Below are 22,020 nucleotides of genomic sequence, written 5' to 3'. Positions count from 1 at the left end.
CACCAGCAGGATGCACCGCTCGACGACCAGACAACAGTACGGAGACGGAGCTATGACAGACACAGCAACTAACGAAGACAGTCCGGATCTCGATTCGTGCGTTCGGATTGGCAGCATCGTGTCCTCGAACAGCCACTTAGATTACGTCGTTGAGGTGTACAAGGAACGGGACTGTGATCGTCCACCGGAACTTCACGAGCGCGAGTTCGGGCAACCAGTCTTCATCAAGAAAACCGTCGACGGAACTGAGTACGCGGTTATGGGAGTGATTTATGACACGCAGTTAGTCGATCCAGACCAGGGACGAACCGGGCCGCGATTAGCGCAGGACGATCAGGCTCAATTCACGCCGGGATACATTGAAGAGCGTACCACGCTCGCTGGCGTGGCGCTTCTCGGTACCGCAGTCGTCACCGAGGATGGGGCAATACAGGAGCCAACGCATCAAATGCCCCGGTGGACGTTAGAAGTCGAGGATACCGTCTTCCACTGTCCGGATCAGGTCACGGTTTCCTTCCATACCGTCGACGATCAGATTCAGTTGGCGTACATGGACCGGCTCTTGGATATTGCTGGTGACCTCGGGTCGGAGGTCATCGTCGCACTGATTGACCGGTTACGAGGGATGCTCCCGGATGACGGTCCAAACCAGCGAGTACTAGATGTGGTTGAACAGAACGTGCAGTGGCAAGCGCGTGAACAGCGAGGGGTGGTCTAATGGTAGACCGATCAGACGTGGTCGGAACTGTCGCTGGACCGGGTGAAGATCCGAACGAATTCGTGTTCGTGACTCCGTCAGACAAGTCGATCAAGACAGGTGAGTTCATCACGTACACTGTCTCGGTTGAAGGTGAGCCACGATCGGTGTTCGCTCGCGTGACGAACCGTGAACTGATTCGGGGGCTTCCTGAAGGGTTCCTTGCGGATCCGGAGGTTGGGCCGGAGACAGTTGCGGCAACGCTCGGTGTGCCGACTGATGAGACCGAGTTGTACCGGTTGACAGCAACGGTCATCGGGTACTATGACACGAATATGACGACGTTCGCTAATCCTCGCCAGCTGCCTGACCCGGGGACGCCACTGTCGATCGCACCGCATCAACAACTCGAAACCGTGTTGCCGAATCTCGGCTGTGAAACTGACAGCACGGATGTCACAACACTTGATGGAGTCGCGCACGTCGGCTGGCTGTTGAATCGACCGGCAGAGGCGACAAATCTACACATTCCGATCGAAGAATTCGCTTCGACACACCTAGCGATTCTTGCATCAACTGGGAGCGGGAAATCCTACACAGCGTCGGTCTTGATCGAGGAGATGATGCGTCCGAGCTCGCGTGCATCACTACTCGTGTTTGACCCGCACGGTGAGTACGATACGCTGGCGGAAATGCAGGGTGAAGAGGCGTTCCAAGGTGCAGATGGGTACGACCCAGATGTCGTCTACTACGATCCAGAGCGGCTTCGCGTTCGAATTTCCGAGTTGGAAATCGGCGATGTGATGGCGGTGTTGGATAACCCGAGTAACCGAATGCAAGATCGCCTCTCGACGGCGTGGCGATCGATGCAGAACCGTGAAAGCCGGACGTGGGGGATCGATGCGCTCATTGCGGAAATGGAAGCCGAGTTCGGGGCTGATGACGCAAGTGTCGGCGCATTAGAGTGGCGGCTCCGCCGATCGATCGAGCGAAATGACCTCTTCCATCCTGAAGAGAACGTGCCGCTGGATGAAATCGTAGACCCAGGGCAGTGTACCGTTCTTCAGATGGATACGTTGGATCGGCGGGATCAGCAACTTATTACGACCGTTCTTCTGCGACGAATGTATCGAGAGCGACTCGGTGACGTGCGGAACCGGGATTCAGATATCGAGCATCCGATTTTCGCCTTGTTCGAAGAAGGGCACCGGTTTGCTCCAGCCTCCGGTGAAGCCCCATCGCTAGGGATCATGCGAACGATTACGTCTGAAGGCCGCAAGTTCGGATTCGGACTCGGGATTATCAGTCAACGCCCGTCGAAAATCGATCAAGACGTTCTGTCGCAGTGCGGAACGCAGATTTCGATGCAGATCAAAAATCCGAGTGACCAGGACGCGATCAAAAACTCCGTGGAGGCCGCTGGCGAAGACGTGCTTCGAGAGTTGCCCGGTTTGACCCCAGGGCAAGCGGTCGTGTCTGGTGATGCAATGAACACGCCGGCACTGATCCAGGTTCGACAGCGACGCACACCGCACGGTGCTGGAAGCCGGCCAGTCATCGAGGAATGGCGCGAAGCATACGACGAACGGCAACGTGAACCGACACAGTCCGAATCTGCTGATTTCGGGGAAGGAGACTCGACTGGCGTTCAGAGTCTTGATTAATGGATTCTGTTTGAACCCTCACAATCTGATACAAACAGTGTGATGCATACAGAGGATGAGTACAGCACGACTCTGTTTGTTTCACGTTGAACGCGGTGAACCATCCGCTCACTACACGTGCTTACTAATCGATCCTGATTGTGCCACTATCTATAGTTATCTTGTATCCAGTATATTCGAATTGGATTTTGTTTGATTCAGAAAGTCGATCCAGCGCATCAGGGTCAACGCTATCATATAGAGGTGGCAAGTCCAGTGGATCCTGTTCCTCCATTTCAGCCACTCTATCTACAATTTCAAGGGATGGACTGGACTGTGTACTTGTTATGGTGTCCCCCATTGGACTCAGTTTGACGGTTCCCGCTTATAACTGAATCGTGAATTAAAGTAAGCCATTATCGACCATGGTGGTTGATTGCTCTCGGCGAGTGTAGCACGAGTCTGACCACGATCAATGCGGTGAGTTAAGGTCGAATGCTCAGTACAGCTATCAGAACAGTATCGGTATTTTCAATAGCTAACAAAAGAAAATTACCTTACCAGCGGTGAGTGCTCAGTGATCTACCTCGTCGAGGTTCACGGAGATGTTTTTCGTTTGGAGATACGAGTTGAGCGCTTCGAGACCTTTCTCACGGCCTATTCCGCTCTTTTTCATGCCGCCGAAGGGTGTTTCAGTCGAGCCGCCGAACCATTCGTTTACGTAGACGCTCCCTGCTTCGATCTCTCGAGCCATGTTTAGCGCCTGTTTAATGTTCCGGGAGAAGACACCACCAGTAAGCCCAAACTCGACGTCGTTTGCGATGGTGATCGCCTCGTCACGATCGGAGAACGGGATAACCGTGAGTACCGGTCCGAAGATTTCCTCTTGGGCGATCTGCATACCACTGTCAACGTCAGAAAAGACCGTCGGCGGGACGAAGTGACCGTCTCGATCGAGGGGTGCACCCCCCGTCTCGAGGGTGGCCCCTTCGTTCGTCCCAATATCGATGTACCCGAGGACGGACTCAAAGTGTTCAGCGTGGTTGAGCGGTCCCATATCCGGGTCGTCCATTTCGGGATTGAGCGTATACGATTCCGCCCGGGCGACGATTCGCTCGACAAATTCATCATAGATCGATCCGTGAACGAGCGCTCGATCAGCCGCCGAGCAGATCTGACCGGCGTTGGTGAAGATTCCTGTCGAAATCCAAAAGACTGCCTCGTCGAGATCCGCATCAGGCATTACGATAGCGGGATTTTTCCCACCCAACTCGAGCGTTACCGGAGTGATGGTCTCGGCAGCGGATTGCATCACTGCCTCTCCCGTGGGTACGCTTCCGGTAAACGTGAGCTGATCGACGTCGTCATGTGATGAGAGGGCAACGCCCGGTTCTGCTCCGCCCGGAACGACGTTAACGACGCCCCCGGGAACACCAGCGTCTGCACAGATCTCCGCTAAGTGGAGCGCAGAGAGGGGCGTCGTCGGTGCCGGTTTCACGACGACCGTATTTCCGGCTACTAATGCCGGTGCCACACCACGAGCGGTAATACTCAGCGGGAAGTTCCACGGGATAATCTGACCACTCACCCCGTACGGTTCTCGCGTCGTCAGATCGAGTTTGTCTTCGCCGAGCGGAATGCTCTCTCCCTCGAGTTTGTCGGCGGCACCCGCATAGTACTCGAAGTATCGAGCGGCCCCTTCGACATCGTCGCGAGCCTGTGTAAGCGGCTTTCCTTGATCCCGGCTCTCGATCATCGCGAGTTCGTCCGAATTCTTTCGGATGCGCTCTGCGATATTGTGAACGATCTGTCCGCGTTCGATAGGTGACTTCGATTGCCACGCAGAAAGTGATTCCCGCGCCGCTGCGACTGCACTGTCAACGTCTTCCGACGTTGCCGCCGCGACCTGGGCTATTTCGTCCCCTGTAGCAGGATCTATCGTTGTGAAATACTCGTCAGCCGACGCGCTCATGCGCTCGCCGCCGATAAACAAATCGTGACTGGTTTGCTCTGATTCGGACATCAGATACTACAATGAAGTTACTATATAAATATCTAAGTCATAGGGGTAACCACACATAGTTTACAATGTGGGTTAATATCCATATTTCCTCCCCTCCAATAACCAAATTTTGTCACCTCAGCATCTATTGAGTTTCGAAGGAAAGCCAATGAACGAGATCACAGAGTCCTTTTGACACGAGGCTGTATGAGCACTATATCGCCTCGAGGTTAAGCCCCGGGGTATTCTCCTGTTCTGTTGATAACGAGAGTACCGTACTGATTCTCTCTATTCAACAGGCGACTTTTGGCATATTTCGGATAGATCGATAGCCGCTTCGGTAACTGCTTGCCCTGTATGTAACAGTTCGGTTCCCAGCACCCCCTCGTTTCACCACTCTTCTCAAATCCCCGAATTCGGACGTTTCACGCCTCAAAGGTCGATTTGCTCGATAGTCGAACCGAAGCCTGCAGTACTATAGATACTTTATATCAAATTGAAAACTCAATCTTGCCCTGAATAGTGTGTTTCCTATAAGCCTTGACTGAACAGATAGAGTCCGCGAGACAGGGATACCCAGTGCCCCAGACGGTATTAGCTGATTTCGGTCGCTTTGCAACGCTCGTCCTCTACGGCGTTGCGGCCGTCTCGTTATCGCGGTGGCTGTGCTGCTGGGCGTGTGAGGCTACTCCTTCCGCTCGATGCCGTACGGCTCCGGGTGAACACCCCCCGTGGATCGATTTTGAGTGTCACTCTGACGACGTCGTTGTCGTACCGATCCGACCAGTTCTCGACGTTCTGGTACCGGCGGCCGAGCGTATCGATGTGGTCCAGTGCCCCTTTCTCGGTGACAGCCGTCACCTCACCGTGGAGCGAGAGGTAGCGGAACGGGATGTTGGGGTCAATCACACACAACGCGATGCCGGGATCCTGCTGGACATTAGCCACCTTCCGGCGGCCGCGCGCCATGTTGATACGGACGTGTTCGCCATTTTAATCGACCCAGACAACGGTTTGGTGAGAGATGCTGTTCGGGAGCAGGGTCACAAGGACGCCGTACGACGGCCGCTCAAAGAGGTCTTCGAACTCAGAGGGGATAGACTCCATACCCCCTGTCGCTCGGCGGCGAGAAAAACAATTGCCCGTCGCTCTACCGACACCCACATGAAATATTATATACAGTAGACGTTAGAAGTAACTACTCATTTTTAGAACAGTGAGTTGATCAAGCGCGGTATCGATTGCCGTTGTTAACTCGCCAATTGAGTCGTAGAACCGATTGCTGAGAGCCATTTGTTACTGTCTCCAACACTCTTCGACCGAATTGAGTTCCGGCGAATACGCCGGTAGCGTGACGAAGGCAAGGTCGTCACAGGCTGCCAGGTCCGTGATAGCCGACACCTGAAAGTACGGTGCTCCATCTAACACGATGATCAAGTCATATTCAAATTCTTGGCATAATTCGAGAATGATATGTTTTGCGTGATCGGCGGTAACGTACTCTTCGAATCGAGAGAAAAAGCGATCACTGTCCTCGGTGTCGCGCCCAAAAGACATGTCCACTCACGTTGTCCGGATAATTCGAAAGACGGCCGCGTGCCGCGCGGAACCACGCAGCACGCGGCGCGACTTGGACAGATTTCCTAGTTTGATCGATATAGACTACCGTGACGTCCATCTCCCGCCGTTTTTTGAGATTCTCACGGAACGCTTCTTGCTCATCAGCATCAGATTCGGCGGCTGTACGGAGAGGTTTTTAAGAACTTAATCCCGCTTCGTTGAGCATCCGCCGATAGCTCGGGATTGAGGACTCGACATCGTAGGTCTCGTCGAGATATTGCTGGAAGAGCCCCGGCGTCCACGCCGCCCCGTCAATATCAAATCCTTCGGACGATTCATGGACAGTTTCTTCGAACTTTTTTGCTCTTGTTCTGAAAGCTTTCGGCTTCTCCCAGATCGATAAGCATCAGTAACAGCCTGCTCAAGCGACTCGTCGGTGTTGAGTCGCTTGAGCCAGCTATAGATCGTCCGTCGCTGAACGTCGTACCACACAGCTAGTTCAGTTTGCGTAAGACCTTTTTGTACGCTGTTGCGGCTAATAGCCGGGTGTCGGCTTCTTTTCTTCCACCTTACCGAGGGTCGTTTGTAGTTCTTCGACAGAGATCTCGTCAAGATGATCCACTATACTCAACGAAAATGTCGAGTGAATAGTTCTAACGGTTACTATAAGTTACCGGTCATCGGGACGAGCATAGCACAAACAGATGAGAGAGGACAGGAAGCCCGGACCAAATCTCTACGAACGGTTGTATCAGCCCCGATTATCTCGACCGAGGCCGCTGGAGTCTCTCCTTTATTTTGCTCGACGAAACTATCTCGTCATCTTCCTCCGGTTCGAATGCACTAATTCGAACGACACGGATATCAGGGTGGCCATGTTCGGCGAGCGTCGTTTCGAGTTCGTCAACATCGAAGGTCTGGTCGTGTCCAAGCGTAATGACATCCGGTTCAATCTGGTTTACCATCTCGAAAATCGATCCTTCAGAACCGAGAACGGCCTCGTCAACGACTGTGAGAGCGTCCACGATCTGTCGGCGTGCTTCCTCGTTCATACAGAGATTTTTCTTTTCGTTCATCCGTGAGTCTCGGCTAATGATGACATAGAGTTTATCTCCTAGTTTCTTGCTTTCTTGAAGATAGTGCAAATGACCAGGATGGAGAATGTCGAATGTACCCTGTGCCATTATTCGAGTCATATTGTAATTCCGGTAGCATGCCCTATAATTATTTCGGGTACATTAACGAACACCGTCATCAGGAAGAGTAGAACGAGGCGTTAAGTTTAATTTTTCACCGGTTCTTTGATATGCCCGAAACTGATCCGCGTACCCGTCTCCCTCGAACAGTTGGATTGTGTGTGAGCGTGTCATAGAAGAGTTCGCATGGCCTGTTCAGCAGTTTGAAATCGGCGTGCACTTGGTGCAGGCCACTCTTAGCACGTTCCAGATTTGGCAAAGATGAAATTCGGCGTTGCAGTTGATGAAGAGACCATCCAAGAAGTGGATGAACTAGCCGCTGGCTGTGAGATTTTGGAGCCGTTCCGAGATTGTCGAGACAATCTTCACAGCGTTCGTCCAATTTAAGTCGAACCATATGGAATGGATACGAGAGATCATTATTCGGAAACGAAAAGGGACGATCTGACGAGTTATAGGTTCTGTTCACTTGGTACACGCCTATCTAAGATAGTATCTCTCTATAACCATATCCATCGTGACTATTGTGTGGGAAGAGTTCTATGACACCCTCTTGTCTGGCAACGGCAAATTCACACACAGTGCTGCTGTTGGTACTGGTATCAAGCGACATGAGTTAGGTCAGGCGCGGCCGCATCCGGCCGCCCCGAACCCTCTCAAGGGGCAGAGAAATGGGGTGTCAGTCTGTGTTAACCAACACCTTCCTGCATGATTAGTCCCTGTTGGTTAACTTGGAGAGGTCACGCACCCTGAGCAGCTACTCGGCCATACGGGAGGTGATATGTGCCCCGTTTGTGTTCAGTGTTGAGCCCACTACTCGGTCGAGCCGTTAGGACGTGTCTTGCCCTGACTGCGTGACCTCCTCGACGGTAATCGTCAGGTCACAGGTTTCATAACGGGACTCGAAATCGGCCGCAAATATCTCTGACTCGTAAGCCGCGCGATAGGCGCCATGCCATTTGAACACTCCAGTTGCCTTGAAGTAGAAGAACGCCGCTGTGGTGTATGTTTACTCGCGGTCTCGATCTGTGCCTCGACTAACTCTTGTAGCGCAATCTGAAGGGTGTCGCTGTTGATTCCAGCGTAAAGGCTCGAGCTCCGCCGATGCGGCACAGTTTAGTTGGGAGCCACAGATTACAGCAGAGTATTACTGCTATATGGTGTGAGTCATCTAAATTTAAGCATCATTCACCCCTTCACGCCTTCAAACCCTAATCCGAACATCGCGCCGTTCTCTTGTGCAGACTTCTACACCACTGCTTGTTGGCAAATGTTATTCTTCGGCGAAGACGATGTCTTGTTCGAATAGGTTCATGATTTCACTGTCTGCGTACGAGAGTGCCTCAAGGATGTCGGCCGTGTGTTCTCCTTTTTTCGGGGGTTGGGAAGAGAACGTTCTGTCGTCAACTGTGGAACTAAACCTGAATGGTAGTGCAGGCGTGACAACCTCTTCGTCGGTTTCTGGATTGTATGAATCGACGAGCATCGACCGATCGGCAACGTGCGGATCTGTGTCCACAATATCACTGACAGTCCGTACTGCTCCGGTTGGGACACCGGCGTCCATGAGGCCTTTCTCGAGTTCGATTGACTCGTACGATTCGAATTCGGAAGTGAACTCGTCTTTGAGAACTTCACGGTGCTCGAGCCTGTCGTCGATTGTCTCGAAACGCTCGTCTTCGAGCAGGTCTTCGCGGCCCAGGAATCGACAGAGTCGCTCGTACATCTGTTCTGAGAGCGTTGCGAGGTAGATGTACCCGTCTCCCGTTGGGAAGACACCATTGGGTGCACTTCCGATACCCTGTCCGCCTGCGCGTTCGGGGGATTTTCCGGTTCGATCGTACCGCGAGATCCAGTAGGACATCCACGCCACGGCGACGTCGAACAGAGAAATATCGATTTCAGTGCCCGAACCCCCTCGGTCTCGCTGGCGGACAGCGGCCAGAATTGCATACGCGGCGTTGGCGCCCGTCCCACAATCGATGAGACTCGCACGGATTCGGACTGGGGGTCGGTCGAGGTAGCCTGTGATCGCCATCAAGCCAGAGATTGCCTGGACGCACGGGTCATATCCAGGATACGAGCTATAGGGCCCAGTTCGGCCGAATCCTGATAGTGAACAATAGATAATGTCTTTGTTTCGCTCGCGTACCGATTGGTAGTCGAGGTCGTACTTTTCAAGGACCCCTGGTCGGAAACTTTCGACGACGATATCTGCCTCGTCGACCAGTTCCGTAACGATTGCGTGGCCCTCGTCGGTTTTCATATCGACGCAGACGCTTTGCTTGCCGTGGTTGAACGGAGTGAACATGCTCCCGTCCATCAAGTTCCGGAAGTTATCGCCTGATGGTGGCTCGACCTTGATCACGGTTGCCCCCATTTCCCCGAGTAACTGTGTACAGACGGGACCGGCTATTGATTGGGTTAAGTCAACGATGGTAAGATCGTCTAACGGCTGCATACTGGTGATAATCATACCGGATTAAGAAAGTCTTTTGGGAACTGCCGACTTTCACATCTCCCATTTTCGAGACTATCTTATTCGTACTAGGTCACGAAAACAGTACAGATGATCTGGGAGTATGGAGTGTTGGTGCCAGAAGATAACGAGTATCCCTACATTACGAATATGTGAGATTCAACTCAATTTCATTGACAGCGCTTTGTATGGCGTTTGGGATTATCTCTTCGAACCGCTCGCTGTGCAATCGACGGCTTGGTCCGGCAACAGCAAACGCCCCGAGAACGTCCCCGTCTGGCCCCATCAGCGGTACACCGACAGCGTGTAGTCCGTCTGTACTTTCAGCTTTGTTGAACGCGTACCCTCGATTATGTATTGTTTCTAGTTCTTCAAAAAGTTCAGATTCAGTTGTTATCGTTGAATCCGTTGCGGTGGGCAGTCCATGGTGGTCAATGATTTCTTCCACACGTTGTTTTGGTAGATTGGCAAGGATCGCTTTTCCACCGGCGGTCTGGTGCATATAGAACCGCTTTCCGAGACGCGCGCGGCTAAAGACACCCTTGTGTCCTGCCTTTCGAGCTAGCACGACGGAGCGACCGTGTTGCTCGGTTGAGAATTGGACTGTTTCGCCAATCTGGTCTGCGATTTCTCTCACCTTGGACTCAATCTTTTTGATGCCGTCGAACTGGGAGAGCGTATACCCGCCGATATCTAGAAAATGGAGACCGACTTGATAGTTGCCATCGTTGTTGACGACATAATCGTGCTCCCGTAACGTAGCCAAATGTTTGTGTACTGTCCCCTTTGACATGTCGATTGCCGTGGCCACTTCTGAGACGGTTGCTCCATTTTGGCATTTCAGTACACCAATTATTTCAAGAGTGGTTTCGACACTCTTGATTCGTGTCGTTGTTGAACCGTTTTCATGTGGAGCCATGGTTCGGTATACATTTTCTCACGGTAAAAATTTACTCATTCGAAATCCGTCTGTGTTCGTTTCAGTTTCATTGGCTCTACGACGAGGTATTCGAGACAAGTAAGTTATAAGCCATGAGTTACATTTATTGAGTTCTCGTGGGAGATGGGAATGACGAGACCACAGTTGGTTATTGAACTATGACTTTCGAAATCAGCTGTGATCGGCGTTAGCAAGGAATTCTAGGTTCGAAGAGTGTACGAATAGTCCGACACCGAGCTCCGTTGCGCATTCAACTCTTATTGACGGGAACCGCTCTTTCGCGCGCTGGTAAGTTATTTATTCCACTCCTCTCTTCGAGTCTATCTTTAGATTCTTATCACTGTGACGTTTCTTATTGCGAAACATCGATCGTGCTCTGGGGTTATTTTCTGTGATCGGCCAAGAGGAGTATGCCGTTCGAATGGTACGGTAAAATATGTGCTGAACTATCCCATTCACTGCCTTCACAATACCACAAATTCTCAGAATTATCTTTCGGTGTCTCTGCACTGTAATAGATAGATTGAGATGTGATTTACAGTAGTAAATGGTTCTTCGTACTACTGTTCCCTGCTATACAAACATACCACTGTAAAGCAGATTATTTCTCTCTGCCAATTAGGTTCATTTATCGGTTGAATGGAGATCCGTGCTTTGCGTGATCAGCGTGACCAAGGAGATTTCGAATTATGAAACGGGACTTCAGCTAGCTTTCTTGTTTCCGATTTGCATTCCAATTTTGTTTCCGACTCAAATGGCTGAATGTATTTACAAATGTTTTGTAATACTGCGAAGTACTATAATAAGTCCCATTTAGGTGGGAGATTCTGACTTCGTAATGGTATCCTCGTGTATCTCTAATAGCTGCTACACAGTCCCACTACTATCGAGCCAACACTCGCCTATAATCTACTTGCAGTCATCTATTTCCCGATTGTACTTAGTGTGAACAACGGAGTGCTTATTTTGTATCGATCAATACTGGCACACGTATGCCAGACGCGTACTTAGTCGGTGCAGGACAATCAGACTATGGATCGTTCCCTGATGAGAGCTACCGGTCATTGTTTCGAATGGCATTCGACACGGCAGTAGAGAGCGTCCCAAACGGGCTCGAGACGGGCGATATCGATGAAGCCTTCATCGGCACTCTCGGGGTCGGCGGTCGGCAGCTTGGTCTCTCGGGTCCGGCAGTAACCGAACACGTCGGCCTTGGTGGTGTCCCTTGCACACGGGTCGAGAACGCCTGCGCGGCGAGCGGCTTTGCGGTCCGTCAAGCCGTCCAAGCGGTCAAATCCGGCATGGCAGACGTCGTCCTCGCGGGCGGCTTCGAGATTATGACGGACATGAGTTCGGATGCGACGAAGTACTGGCTCGGTGTCTCCGGCGAAACCGAGTGGGAGCGCCTCTCTGGCACCACATTCTCGGGCGTCTACGCTCAGATGGCCAGCGCTCACATGGAGGAGTACGGCACTACGCGCGAACAGCTCTCGCGCGTCGCCGTGAAGAACCACGCAAACGGCGCAAAGAATCCACATGCTCAGCTCGGCTTTGAGTGTTCACTTGAGGACGCTCAGTCGGCGCCAATCGTCGCGGACCCGCTTAATCTCTATCACTGCTGTCCAACCTCCGACGGCGCAGCCTGCGCACTGATCGTTAGCGAGGAAATCGTCGACGAGTACACTGACGACCCAATTCGGGTTGCCGGCGTCGGCGCCGGCAGTGATAGCGTCGGGCTCTTCCAGCGCGATTCATACACCGGTATCCCAGCGAGCCAGCGCGCCGCCGAAACAGCCTACGAAATGGCCGACATCGATCCTGCTGATCTTGATTTCGCAGAGGTTCATGACTGCTTCGCGATCGCTGAACTGCTGGCCTACGAGGATCTGGGGTTTTGTGAGAAAGGTAAAGCCGGCCAGTTTATCGAATCCGGTGCGACCGAACTTGACGGTGACCTCCCTATAAATACCTCGGGTGGGCTCAAATCAAAGGGCCATCCAATCGGTGCAACCGGCGCTGGCCAAGTCGTCGAAGTGTTCAAGCAACTTTCCGGAAAGGCTAGTGATCGACAGGTCGATAATCCCACACGAGGGCTTACGCACAATGTCGGGGGAAGTGGTGGCGCCTCAGTGATTCACATCTTCGAGAAGGAAACAGAGGTGAACGCCTAATGGTTGCCATCGCGGCCATCGGAGCCTATGCGCCACGATTCCGTATCACGGCTGAGGAGTTTGCAGACGCGTGGGGCCATTTCCAGGCATCGGGCATTTCCGAGAAAGCTGTCCTCGCTGCCGACGAAGACTCCTTGACGATGGCCTACGAAGCCGCAACCCGCGCGCTCAAGGCGGCCGATTGTGAGCCAGAGACAATCGACTGGCTCGGCTTTGCGTCTTCGAGGCCACCGGTGGCTGAAGAAGATATCACTGCCCGTCTCGGTGCGATGCTTGGCCTCTCTTCGACCACGACGAGACAGACCTTTACTGGCAGTACGCGTGCCGGTACACGGGGACTCTGGGCTGGAATAGACGCAATCGAGGCTGCAGCCAGCACTGCCATCATCGTTGCCGCCGACGCCCCGCATGGTGATCCGGACGATGAGATCGATCACGCCTCCGGGGCCGGGGCGGCGGCGTTCGTCCTCAAGGCCGACGGGCCTGCCGAGATTGTTGACCGAGCGGAGTACGCTGCGCCGTATCCCGGCACACGATTCCGAGATATTGGTGAGAATGAAACCCAAGGCCTTGGTGTTACGCAGTATGATCGGCAGGCGTTCACCGAGACGATCGGCGGCGCTGTCTCCGGCCTCAAAGTCGAGTCCGAACCAGAAGCCGCAGCCATCCAAGCACCGAACGGGAAACTGCCTTACCGCGCCGCGAGCGCGGCCAACGTCGGGACCAACGAAATTCAGGCCGCCACGACTGTCCACCAGTTGGGTGACCTCGGTGCTGCGAGCGTTCCTGTCTCGTTCGCTAACGCTCTCACAGACGGCTATGAGTCCATTTTGGGCGTTTCCCATGGCAGCGGCGCCGGCGCGGATGCCTTCTTCGTCACCGTCGATGGCGATATCCCGACGGAGACGACCCTCGAAGGTGGTGATAGCCTCTCATACGCTGAATATCTGCGTCAACGGGGCGTTGTCACCTCGGGGCCGCCGGCGGGCGGTGGTGCGTACGTCAGCGTCCCTTCTTGGCGTCGCTTGATCCCGCAACGGTATCGCCTTGAGGCAGGTCGCTGTTTCGAGTGTGGCACACTCGCATTCCCGCCAGAGGGTAGCTGCGACGACTGCGGTGCACTCAACGAGTATGACTCCATCGAGCTCCCCGGCGATGGGACTGTCGAAGCTGTTACGACGATCTCACAAGGTGGCGCGCCGCCGGAGTTCGCCACCCAGCAGTCGCAATCGGGCGACTATGCGGCTGCAATCGTCGCGCTGGAGGTCGAAACCGATGAGAAGACTGTCAGCGTTCCGGCGATGGGAACTGACGCTGAGCCATCAGCGTTCGCTGTCGGTGATCGAGTCGAGACAACAATCCGTCGGATCTACACTCAAGAGGGTGTGACGCGATACGGGTTCAAGATTCGACCGTCGCAAAACAAGTAACTAAGAGCAAAGCCAGTACTCTATCGAACGGTCCGTTCACACCGAAACCCGAATGCGAACGTTTTTCACGATACTTTCGGTCCAGTTATCTATGCGAACTGCAGTGCTCGGAGCAGGTAGTATGGGACACGGAATCGCACAGGTATCGGCGATGGCGGGCCACGAGGTCGTTCTTCGAGACATCGAATCGGAGTTCGTCGAAGCGGGCCTTGAGGGAATTCGCGAGAATTTGCAGGGCGGTGTTGACCGTGGCAAAGTGTCGGAAACGGCGATGGTGGAGACGCTCGACCGAATTGAAGGTGAGACCAATCTCGAATCGGCAGTTGACGACGCCGAACTGGTAATCGAAGCGGTGCCAGAGGACATGGACCTCAAGAAGCGAATTTATACTGATGTTGAGGATGCGACGGACGAGGGAACGATCATTGCCTCAAACACGTCTTCGCTGTCAGTAACAGAGATTGGGAGTGCGCTTGAACGTCCGGAATGCGCTGTCGGCCTTCATTTCTTCAATCCGCCCCACTTGATGGACCTTGTCGAGATTGTGATTGCCGAACAGACGGACGAACGGACCGAGATGATCGCCATTGACTATGTCCGAAGCCTCGAAAAAGAAGATGTCGTTGTTCGCGACACTGCTGGGTTCGCCTCCTCAAGACTCGGCGTCGTCATTGGGCTCGAGGCGATACGAATGGTCGAAGAAGGCGTCGCCAACCCGGCAGATATCGACGAGGCGATGCGGAGCGGGTACGGCCATCCGATGGGGCCGCTTGAGTTGACAGATCACGTCGGGCTCGACATCCGTCTCCACATTGCCAAATATCTCCGTTCAGAGTTAGGTGAACGATTTCGGCCGCCGCAGACGCTTCGCCGGAAAGTCAGGGCAGGCAATCTCGGTAAGAAAACGGGTGAAGGGTTCTACATCTGGGAAGACGGCGAACGAGTTGGCATGAGCGGCGACTGGGTTGACAATGCGTGAGAGACACCTAACGGCAATAAGGATATGAACTACTGTCGGTCGGCTACGTACTAGATCTCCGCCGCACCGATTCAACTCGAAACTACTTTTACACTCGTCTGTAGAGTGCACGCATGGCATTCAGTCTGTCTGATGAGCACGAAGCTATCCGTGATGCTGTTCGTGAGTTCGGTGAAAACGAGATGGCACCGGTAGCAGAGGAGCATGACCGCAAGGGCAAATACCCCGAAGAGCTACGACGAAAAGCTGCCAAGTACGACTTCGTCGCACCGAGTATCCCGATCGAGTACGGCGGTGCCGGCATGAACAAGCTTTCGAAGACGATTGTTACCGAGGAATTGTGGCGAGCTGATCCCGGGATCGGATCCGCGGTCGGCAGCGCAGGTTTTGGGACGAATATGATCGTTGAGTTCGGCGACGAGTGGATGAAAGAGGAGTGGCTCCCGAGGGTCGTAAGCGGAGAAATTGCTTCCTGTTCGATGATTTCGGAACCTGCCCACGGATCGAACGTTGCGGGGATTGAGACGACCGCTGAGAAAGATGGCGATGAGTACGTCCTGAACGGGAACAAAATGTGGATCACGAATGGGACGGTCGCCGACGTTGGCGTCGCCATGGCGAAAACGAGTCCAGGAGAGCGCCACCGCGGGATCACCGCGTTCCTCCTGCCGATGGATACTGATGGCGTCTCGACTGAGAAGATCAACAATAAGCTCGGTATCCGTGCGTCGGACCTTGCCGAGGTTGTCATCAACAACGCGCGCGTGCCCGAAGAGAACGTCATCGGGGAGGTTGACAAAGGCTTCTACCAGCTAATGGAGTTCTTTGCCTCTGGCCGAACCAACGTCGCCGCACAGGCCGTCGGCGCCGCACAGGGTGCGCTCGACGCTGCCATCGAATATGCTAACCAGCGCGAGCAGTTCGACCAGAAGATCGCCGATTTCCAAGCCATCCAGCACAAGATCGCCGAGATGGCCACCAAGGTTGAGGCAGCCCGGTCGCTGACCTACCGCGCCGCGACCGAAGTCGAACAGAACAATCAGAATATCGCCGCACAGTTCTCGAGCATGGCGAAATTGTTCGCCAGCGAAATTGCGGTTGAGGTGGCGGATGAGGGTATTCAGGTTCACGGCGGTTCGGGCTACGTGACAGACTACCCGGCCGAGCGCTACTACCGAGACGCCCGTATCACGAAAATCTACGAAGGAACGAGCGAAATTCAGAAGAATATCATCGCGGATCAGCTACTATGATTAACGTGCTGTGATCCTTCCATTCGCCATCAGTATGTATTTCTATTCATCCTGGACTTTGATATCGTCATTGGAACTGAGGGATGGTTTAGCCAAATCATTGGTTGTGAAAACAAGATGATTGATCTTCGGCCAAATGACGATGATGCACATCCGAATCTAATCAACTTCAATGACTTGCAAGAAACCGTATCTAAAGATGAGGGGAATGCCATGACAATCAGCTATCAAACATAATTTTTATTATCGATGGGGGCCACGTGTACAATGGAATGTCACAGAACGATGTGGAGTTAGAGTTCGGGGTTTTTGCTCAACCAGCATGGCGGCCAGAAACGAACTGGAATCTGTCTCTCGACCAAATGGTCGAAGAGGCACAGTTGGCCGAGAAGTTTGGATTTGACGAATACTGGGTCGGAGAACACCACAGCGGAGGTCACGAAACGGTCCCAATTCCCGAAATGCAACTTGCACGGATGGCAGAAGTTACGGACCGAATTAAGCTGATGCCAGCAACGGTCAACTTACCGTATGACGTTAATGACCCCTTCTCGGTCGCTGAGCGGCTTGCTTTCCTTGACCAGATGTCTCAGGGACGGGTAATTCTCGGGTACGGTGGTGGTGCTCTGCCGCCAGACATGGAAATGTTCAACGCTACAGATGACCAGGCAAAGGATCGAATGTGGGAAGCGATCGACGTCATCGAAACGTATCTTCAGGCAGAAGAACCAACGGACTATGATGGAGAATTCTTCCAATACGAGGATCGTCTGATCCAGTTCCCAACATACCAAAAGGAACCGAAATCATCGGTTGCTGGATTGACCTCCAGGAGCTCCTTCTATAATGCAGCGAAGGATGGGTACCGTCCACTCAGCCTTAGCTTCATCCCACTAAAGGCACCAAATAACCCCGCTTGTGTTAGCCTTGCTGAGACTGCGGAGGCGATCGAGGACGGTGCCGAGGATGCCGGTCGCGATCCACTGGAAGCACGCCAAGAATGGTGTATTGTCCGTGATATCTACATCTCTGAGAGCAAAGAACAAGCGTTCGAAGAGATCCGTGACGGGGCCAAAGACTACTACGACTATATGTTTGATCTTGGTCTCGCTCCCATCATGGCAACGGATGAAGAACTGGAGCGAGAGGATATGACGATGGAATGGATTGCCGAAAACCTGCCTCTACTTATCGGCACTCCAGAAGATGTTGTCAAACAAATCAAGGCAATACAGGAAGAAATTGGGCAGTTCGGTCAATTGCTAATCAATCACCACGACTGGAAGGTTCCACGGCACAAGTGGGATCAGTCACTTGAATTGTTCGCAAAAGAAGTTATGCCTGCATTTAAGTCTCGCCTAGGTCCGCGTGAGTTCTCCAAAAGCCAAGTCAACCCTTACGAGGAACCGGTTCCTGATGACGATGTATTTAAACTCGATGGTTCGGACGACAGCCGCCACTTCTGATAGGAAATAACTGATCTACACCTCTTTTGGACTCTCAAGCTGTTTTTGGCCTATAATTATTCACAGGGAGATGGAACATCCTGGATTTGGAGTACGTCATAGTGCTCAAGCGTTACAGTAGAGAAGTGATCTGCAAGCTATCAATGAGGGTAATGCTTATATGCATCTAATTAGAATCGAGTGAGTGTGCACCAATCAATTATCAAATCAAGTGAATCGGTTGGCCCGCAAACGGTCGCACTCACTGTCGCAACTCCTGATGAGTTCCAGGCAGAACCAGGTCAATTTATCCTTATCAAGGCTGAGATTGACGGAGAGGAGGAAACTGGCTACTATACGATCTCTTCGCCCGAAGTAACCGACAGTTTTGAGATTACAATCGGCGTTGATCCTGAAGGGACACTTGGACCGTGGCTTGCAGGTCAACCTGTCGACACTACACTCTCGTTTGACGGACCGTACGGCGACATTCGATACACGGGTACCAGCGATACGATTGTCCTTGCTGCTGGTCCTGGCATCGGTCCTGCTGTCGGGATCGGTGAGCGAGCCATACAGGAAGAAAGTGAAGTAGTAATCGGGTATAAGGGAGAGACCACACCGCATGAAGATCGAATTCGTTCGATCCATGAAAACGGTGGCAAAGTCGTTCAGGCAGAATCTGTCAAAGATGTAATCTCTCAACTTGAGTCAATCAATGATGGTCGGACTGTCTATATATTTGGGTTTGCTGGCTTCGTTAAATCAGCTAAAGAAGCTCTAGAGAACGATGGTGTTCCGTCAGAAGATATCGAGATCGAGAACTTTGGGCCTGCTTGAGTTCGTAATCAGCTTAAACTGCTACTAGCAGCCATACTTTCAGCAAAAATGTACAGCTTCCATTACCACTACCAAACCAAGGTCTGAGACGCAGCTAAAGGCAGAGAATCTGTAGTCTCACAAGGGCTACCTTTAAGTGGCTGGCAAGATAGTACATCATCTATGCACGGGTTTGGCAACCACAATCATGGAAATAGTCCCATCAGCAATTATTTTTCGAATGAATACATTCCTGTACTGAACTCACACACTTCTATAGTACATTGCATAGACCATGTCAATGAACTCTTAGAAGACATTCTTTCGATACAAGCTAGTAGGAAAAAAACAGAGGTGAAGGAACTAAACAAGGAAGATTCACTATATGATGGCCCATCCTGGTCTCGGGATCCGTATAAGCACGATCATAGGCCAAGTGATAATGATGGGAAATCTATTAGGGCAGATTATCCACAACTTCTCAAGGGCACAGTGACGAGTGGCCTTGGCAAAGGAAAAGAATTTGTTTCGCTTGAAGGCTATCAAGAACAGTTTATTGACAAACTCGGGTATGAACCATATCCTGGGACATTGAATATTTCCCTTACAGAAAAGAGTACAGAACGAAGACCCCGTCTTGAGTCTCAAAAATCTATTCCTATTGATAGCTGGACAGATGGGGATAAAGACTTTGGTTCTGCCCAATGTTATCCAGTGACTGTTCACGTAGATGACGGATCTTGGTATAAGCAAGCACATGTTATCGTTCCGAAACGGACTTCTCACGAGGACAGCAAGCTTGAACTATTATCAGATGTAAAACTAAGAGATAAATTAAATCTATCAGATAAAGATATGGTAGAAATAATAACTAAGTGAACGCTTTTCGGTTAGTTGATTTTCATTTGGCGACAGAATTCTGTCGAACTGGTACTCGGATCAGTTCGTAACAAATGCCACACACTGTGCTGGGCCACTGTTCAATAAAGGCTGAAAGCCAAGATGGTCCGTGCTCTAAGTCTCCATGCTGAAATTCAAAAGGTTCGGTGTTGAACGGGAGTGACATTCTGCCAAAGGTTGTCTATTTAGGCACAGCGGCAGTAGAAAGTGGGATATTTCTGTACTATGGAGCCCCTTCACTAGCTTAAGCAATACCGTCGAAAAAATTGTGAAACGAGGTATTTGAACCTACCTTGTAACCGAATTCAACTCACCAAAATACAGTATTTGTGAGGAAATATTTATATCGAATCGTATACAGTGTTCTGTTGCATGCTAGCAAGCTTAGATGACGCAGCCACGATTGTAACTGGTGGCGCATCAGGGAACGGACGAGCAATCGCACTGAAACTGGCAGAAGTCGGCGCGAACGTGACTATTGCGGATCTCCGTGAGGAACCCCGCGAGGGCGGTCAGCCGACCCACGAATTGATTGAAACGGAACACGACGCTAAGGCACATTTCGTCGAGACAGATGTCACTTCGATAGATGATTTGCAAGCAACGGTCCAGGAAACTGTTGACGTTTTCGGATCACTCGATGTTATGGTGAATAATGCGGGAATCTTCGAAGGTGGATCACTCTATGATGTGGAAGAGGACGAATTTAATCGGACGCTCGATATCAACATCCGCGGAGTGTTCTTTGGATGTAAGGCTGCAGCAGAGGTGATGCGTGAGCAAGACGAGACGAACGTAATTGTCAACCTCTCGTCGGTGGGTGGACTAAGTGGCCTTGACCAAGCCTCAACGTACTGCACGTCGAAAGGCGCAGTAGCCAACCTCACACGGGAACTGGCCGTCGAGCTTGGCCCCGACAACATCCGCGTCAACGCGATTAATCCGGGACTTGTTGAAACCCAGATGCTGGCCGACGCCGGTATTGATGAAGAACATGCAGAGCATCTTCCGCTCGGTGAGCTGTGCAGCCCCGAAGAGATTGGCAAGACTGCCGTCTTTTTAGCAAGTGACATGTCTTCGCATGTTACCGGTCACAACCTCGTCGTTGACGGTGGCCTCCTCGCAAATGGATACTGGTAGCGCACTTACGTAGTCAAACGGTTCGTCCACTTGAAAGCCGTCGGTAGACGGTTAGTGATTCCTGCTGGCGACCAGCCAGCAGAAGTCGAATCATTGAGCTATCTATATTTTTTGCGAAGCCATGTACCGCTATCCAACCGTTCTTTATTTTTCAGCAGTATCCGTCTTAGCCGTGAGAGTACACCGAAACTGACCCAACTCTTTGGATTGGTAACCCACCGAAAATTATTAGTAACTATGAATGCTTGTTCTTATCATGCGAGCGGCTATATACCACGGGCAGCAAGACGTACGTGTAGAGGACGTTTCGATTCCGGAAACTGGATCGAACGAGATACGGATCAAAGTTGAGGCGGCCGGAATCTGTGGTACCGACCTCCACGAGTACGAAGCAGGCCCGATCTTCGTCCCGAACTTCGGTGAACCGAACCCTATTACGGGAGCTGAACCACCGGTACGTCTTGGTCATGAGTTTGGTGGTGTCGTTGATGAGGTTGGTGCTGACGTGACGGAATTCGACCCCGGTGATCCCGTCGCAGTTAATCCGGGTATCGCCTGTGAATCATGCCAGTATTGTAACGAAGGTCAGTACAACTTGTGTGAAGATCTAGCCTTCATCGGGCTCTCAGCACAGACGGGTGGATTTGGCGAATATGCCACCGTCCCAGCCTCTAACGTTCATCGAATGCCGAATGACATTCCTGTTGAACATGCCGCGTTAGTCGAACCACTCAGTGTCTGCCTCAGAGCAGTTCGACGCGCTGGGATTCAAACCGGCGATTCTGTCGCCATTTTCGGCGCAGGTCCCATCGGGATCGGGCTCGTACAGTGTGCGGCTACTGCTGGTGCTGATAAGATATTTGTCTCAGAACCTCGTGATTCACGGCGAGAACTCGCAACCGACGCTGGAGCTGATCTGGTAATTGATCCGACCGAAACCGATGCAGTCACAGCGATCGCCGATGCCACGAACGGTGGTGCGGATGTAACGCTTGAAGCTACAGGCGTTCAAAACGGGTTCGAAGATGCGATTCAGAGTGCCCGTCCGGGAGGTCAGGTGACTATTGTCAGTATCTCTGAGGGTTCACACGAGATTGATACGAACAGCATCGTCATCCCCGAGCGAGACATCAATGGAACACTGGCATACCAGACGGGCCCGATTAAAACGGAATTTGAACGCGTGCTCAATCTTCTCGACAAGGGTCGGTTTGAACCCTCGACGATGATTACTGACCAGATTGATCTCGAAAATATCGTTTCAGAAGGGTTCGAACCTCTACTTGACTCGGAAAGTGATCAGGTGAAGATACTCGTCAAACCTTAATCCCATGAAATATTCTGGATAGCACCGAACCCATTTAAT

General features: G+C 52.1%; 17 protein-coding genes and 3 pseudogenes. 11 read left to right on the top strand and 9 right to left on the bottom strand.

Going from position 1 to position 22,020, the window contains the following annotated elements:
* The first annotated feature begins 10 nt into the window (after nucleotides 1-10).
* Nucleotides 11-718 carry a DUF8166 family protein gene (locus AC0QDI_RS03725; protein ID WP_474665343.1) on the top strand — a complete coding sequence of 236 codons (708 nt, stop codon included), beginning with the start codon at nucleotides 11-13 and terminating at the stop codon, nucleotides 716-718.
* Nucleotides 718-2,361: an ATP-binding protein gene (locus AC0QDI_RS03720; RefSeq protein ID WP_474665341.1), complete on the top strand. Its 1,644-nt coding sequence runs from the start codon at nucleotides 718-720 to the stop codon at nucleotides 2,359-2,361. Before AC0QDI_RS03725 ends, AC0QDI_RS03720 begins: the two co-directional genes overlap by 1 nt.
* Before the next feature lie 124 nt (nucleotides 2,362-2,485).
* Here the strand turns inward: AC0QDI_RS03720 and AC0QDI_RS03715 are convergent, their stop codons facing one another.
* From AC0QDI_RS03715 to AC0QDI_RS03680, 8 genes and pseudogenes are all read right to left on the bottom strand, one after another.
* The gene (locus AC0QDI_RS03715) at nucleotides 2,486-2,701 is read right to left on the bottom strand and encodes a HalOD1 output domain-containing protein (protein ID WP_474665339.1); all 216 of its coding nucleotides are present in this window, start codon (nucleotides 2,699-2,701) and stop codon (nucleotides 2,486-2,488) included.
* 213 nt (nucleotides 2,702-2,914) lie between these two features.
* The gene (locus AC0QDI_RS03710; protein ID WP_474665337.1) at nucleotides 2,915-4,363 is read right to left on the bottom strand and encodes an aldehyde dehydrogenase family protein; all 1,449 of its coding nucleotides are present in this window, start codon (nucleotides 4,361-4,363) and stop codon (nucleotides 2,915-2,917) included.
* 630 nt (nucleotides 4,364-4,993) lie between these two features.
* Nucleotides 4,994-5,320 (bottom strand): annotated as a pseudogene (locus AC0QDI_RS03705) (pyridoxamine 5'-phosphate oxidase family protein); the annotation flags it as partial.
* Nucleotides 5,321-5,530: 210 nt separating this feature from the next.
* Nucleotides 5,531-6,524 (bottom strand): annotated as a pseudogene (locus AC0QDI_RS03700) (IS630 family transposase).
* A 139-nt stretch (nucleotides 6,525-6,663) separates the two neighbouring features.
* Complete coding sequence (locus tag AC0QDI_RS03695; protein WP_474665661.1) at nucleotides 6,664-7,086, bottom strand: FAD synthase family protein; 423 nt, start codon at nucleotides 7,084-7,086, stop codon at nucleotides 6,664-6,666.
* 841 nt (nucleotides 7,087-7,927) lie between these two features.
* Nucleotides 7,928-8,065, bottom strand: coding sequence for a DUF8025 family protein (locus AC0QDI_RS03690; RefSeq protein WP_474665335.1), 138 nt, complete (start codon nucleotides 8,063-8,065; stop codon nucleotides 7,928-7,930).
* A 306-nt stretch (nucleotides 8,066-8,371) separates the two neighbouring features.
* Nucleotides 8,372-9,559, bottom strand: a complete 1,188-nt coding sequence (locus AC0QDI_RS03685; protein WP_474665333.1) for a CaiB/BaiF CoA transferase family protein — start codon at nucleotides 9,557-9,559, stop codon at nucleotides 8,372-8,374.
* 160 nt (nucleotides 9,560-9,719) lie between these two features.
* Nucleotides 9,720-10,496, bottom strand: a complete 777-nt coding sequence (locus AC0QDI_RS03680; protein WP_474665331.1) for an IclR family transcriptional regulator — start codon at nucleotides 10,494-10,496, stop codon at nucleotides 9,720-9,722.
* 1,013 nt (nucleotides 10,497-11,509) lie between these two features.
* Between AC0QDI_RS03680 and AC0QDI_RS03675 the strand changes: the two genes are divergently transcribed.
* From AC0QDI_RS03675 to AC0QDI_RS03640, 8 genes are all read left to right on the top strand, one after another.
* The gene (locus AC0QDI_RS03675; RefSeq protein WP_474665329.1) at nucleotides 11,510-12,688 is read left to right on the top strand and encodes a thiolase domain-containing protein; all 1,179 of its coding nucleotides are present in this window, start codon (nucleotides 11,510-11,512) and stop codon (nucleotides 12,686-12,688) included.
* Entirely contained in the window at nucleotides 12,688-14,118 is a 1,431-nt protein-coding gene (locus AC0QDI_RS03670; RefSeq protein WP_474665327.1) for a zinc ribbon domain-containing protein, read from the top strand. Before AC0QDI_RS03675 ends, AC0QDI_RS03670 begins: the two co-directional genes overlap by 1 nt.
* A 91-nt stretch (nucleotides 14,119-14,209) precedes the next feature.
* Nucleotides 14,210-15,097 carry a 3-hydroxyacyl-CoA dehydrogenase family protein gene (locus AC0QDI_RS03665; protein ID WP_474665325.1) on the top strand — a complete coding sequence of 296 codons (888 nt, stop codon included), beginning with the start codon at nucleotides 14,210-14,212 and terminating at the stop codon, nucleotides 15,095-15,097.
* A 113-nt stretch (nucleotides 15,098-15,210) separates the two neighbouring features.
* A complete protein-coding gene (locus tag AC0QDI_RS03660) occupies nucleotides 15,211-16,350 on the top strand; it encodes an acyl-CoA dehydrogenase family protein (RefSeq protein ID WP_474665323.1) in 1,140 nt (379 codons plus the stop codon).
* A 272-nt stretch (nucleotides 16,351-16,622) separates the two neighbouring features.
* A complete protein-coding gene (locus AC0QDI_RS03655; protein ID WP_474665321.1) occupies nucleotides 16,623-17,816 on the top strand; it encodes an LLM class flavin-dependent oxidoreductase in 1,194 nt (397 codons plus the stop codon).
* A gap of 186 nt (nucleotides 17,817-18,002) precedes the next feature.
* A complete protein-coding gene (locus AC0QDI_RS03650) occupies nucleotides 18,003-18,635 on the top strand; it encodes an FAD-dependent oxidoreductase (protein ID WP_474665319.1) in 633 nt (210 codons plus the stop codon).
* 162 nt (nucleotides 18,636-18,797) lie between these two features.
* On the top strand, nucleotides 18,798-19,493 hold the full coding sequence (locus AC0QDI_RS03645; RefSeq protein WP_474665317.1) for a DUF120 domain-containing protein: 696 nt from the start codon (nucleotides 18,798-18,800) through the stop codon (nucleotides 19,491-19,493).
* Nucleotides 19,494-19,886: 393 nt separating this feature from the next.
* On the top strand, nucleotides 19,887-20,654 hold the full coding sequence (locus AC0QDI_RS03640) for an SDR family oxidoreductase (protein ID WP_474665315.1): 768 nt from the start codon (nucleotides 19,887-19,889) through the stop codon (nucleotides 20,652-20,654).
* A gap of 12 nt (nucleotides 20,655-20,666) precedes the next feature.
* Here AC0QDI_RS03640 and AC0QDI_RS03635 read toward each other — a convergent pair.
* Nucleotides 20,667-20,769: pseudogene (locus AC0QDI_RS03635) on the bottom strand (IS1595 family transposase); the annotation flags it as partial.
* A gap of 141 nt (nucleotides 20,770-20,910) precedes the next feature.
* On the opposite strand from AC0QDI_RS03635, the gene AC0QDI_RS03630 reads away from it, so the two are divergent.
* The gene (locus AC0QDI_RS03630) at nucleotides 20,911-21,981 is read left to right on the top strand and encodes a 2,3-butanediol dehydrogenase (RefSeq protein ID WP_474665313.1); all 1,071 of its coding nucleotides are present in this window, start codon (nucleotides 20,911-20,913) and stop codon (nucleotides 21,979-21,981) included.
* Nucleotides 21,982-22,020: the final 39 nt, after the last annotated feature.

This window comes from Natrinema sp. LJW11 (assembly GCF_056135975.1).
The sequence above is the reverse complement of the archived record's forward strand: the minus strand, read 5'-3'. Positions and strand labels throughout refer to the sequence as shown.

Excerpts from the sequence above, each read along its gene's own strand:
- AC0QDI_RS03695 (WP_474665661.1), bottom strand. The coding sequence starts at position 7,086 with ATGGCACAGGGTACATTCGACATTCTCCATCCTGGTCATTTGCACTAT.
- AC0QDI_RS03645 (WP_474665317.1), top strand. The coding sequence starts at position 18,798 with ATGCACGGGTTTGGCAACCACAATCATGGAAATAGTCCCATCAGCAAT.
- AC0QDI_RS03685 (WP_474665333.1), bottom strand. The coding sequence starts at position 9,559 with ATGCAGCCGTTAGACGATCTTACCATCGTTGACTTAACCCAATCAATA.
- AC0QDI_RS03665 (WP_474665325.1), top strand. The coding sequence starts at position 14,210 with ATGCGAACTGCAGTGCTCGGAGCAGGTAGTATGGGACACGGAATCGCA.
- AC0QDI_RS03655 (WP_474665321.1), top strand. The coding sequence starts at position 16,623 with ATGTCACAGAACGATGTGGAGTTAGAGTTCGGGGTTTTTGCTCAACCA.
- AC0QDI_RS03710 (WP_474665337.1), bottom strand. The coding sequence starts at position 4,363 with ATGTCCGAATCAGAGCAAACCAGTCACGATTTGTTTATCGGCGGCGAG.
- AC0QDI_RS03720 (WP_474665341.1), top strand. The coding sequence starts at position 718 with ATGGTAGACCGATCAGACGTGGTCGGAACTGTCGCTGGACCGGGTGAA.
- AC0QDI_RS03680 (WP_474665331.1), bottom strand. The coding sequence starts at position 10,496 with ATGGCTCCACATGAAAACGGTTCAACAACGACACGAATCAAGAGTGTC.
- AC0QDI_RS03640 (WP_474665315.1), top strand. The coding sequence starts at position 19,887 with ATGCTAGCAAGCTTAGATGACGCAGCCACGATTGTAACTGGTGGCGCA.
- AC0QDI_RS03660 (WP_474665323.1), top strand. The coding sequence starts at position 15,211 with ATGGCATTCAGTCTGTCTGATGAGCACGAAGCTATCCGTGATGCTGTT.
- AC0QDI_RS03725 (WP_474665343.1), top strand. The coding sequence starts at position 11 with ATGCACCGCTCGACGACCAGACAACAGTACGGAGACGGAGCTATGACA.
- AC0QDI_RS03715 (WP_474665339.1), bottom strand. The coding sequence starts at position 2,701 with ATGGGGGACACCATAACAAGTACACAGTCCAGTCCATCCCTTGAAATT.
- AC0QDI_RS03630 (WP_474665313.1), top strand. The coding sequence starts at position 20,911 with ATGCGAGCGGCTATATACCACGGGCAGCAAGACGTACGTGTAGAGGAC.
- AC0QDI_RS03670 (WP_474665327.1), top strand. The coding sequence starts at position 12,688 with ATGGTTGCCATCGCGGCCATCGGAGCCTATGCGCCACGATTCCGTATC.
- AC0QDI_RS03675 (WP_474665329.1), top strand. The coding sequence starts at position 11,510 with ATGCCAGACGCGTACTTAGTCGGTGCAGGACAATCAGACTATGGATCG.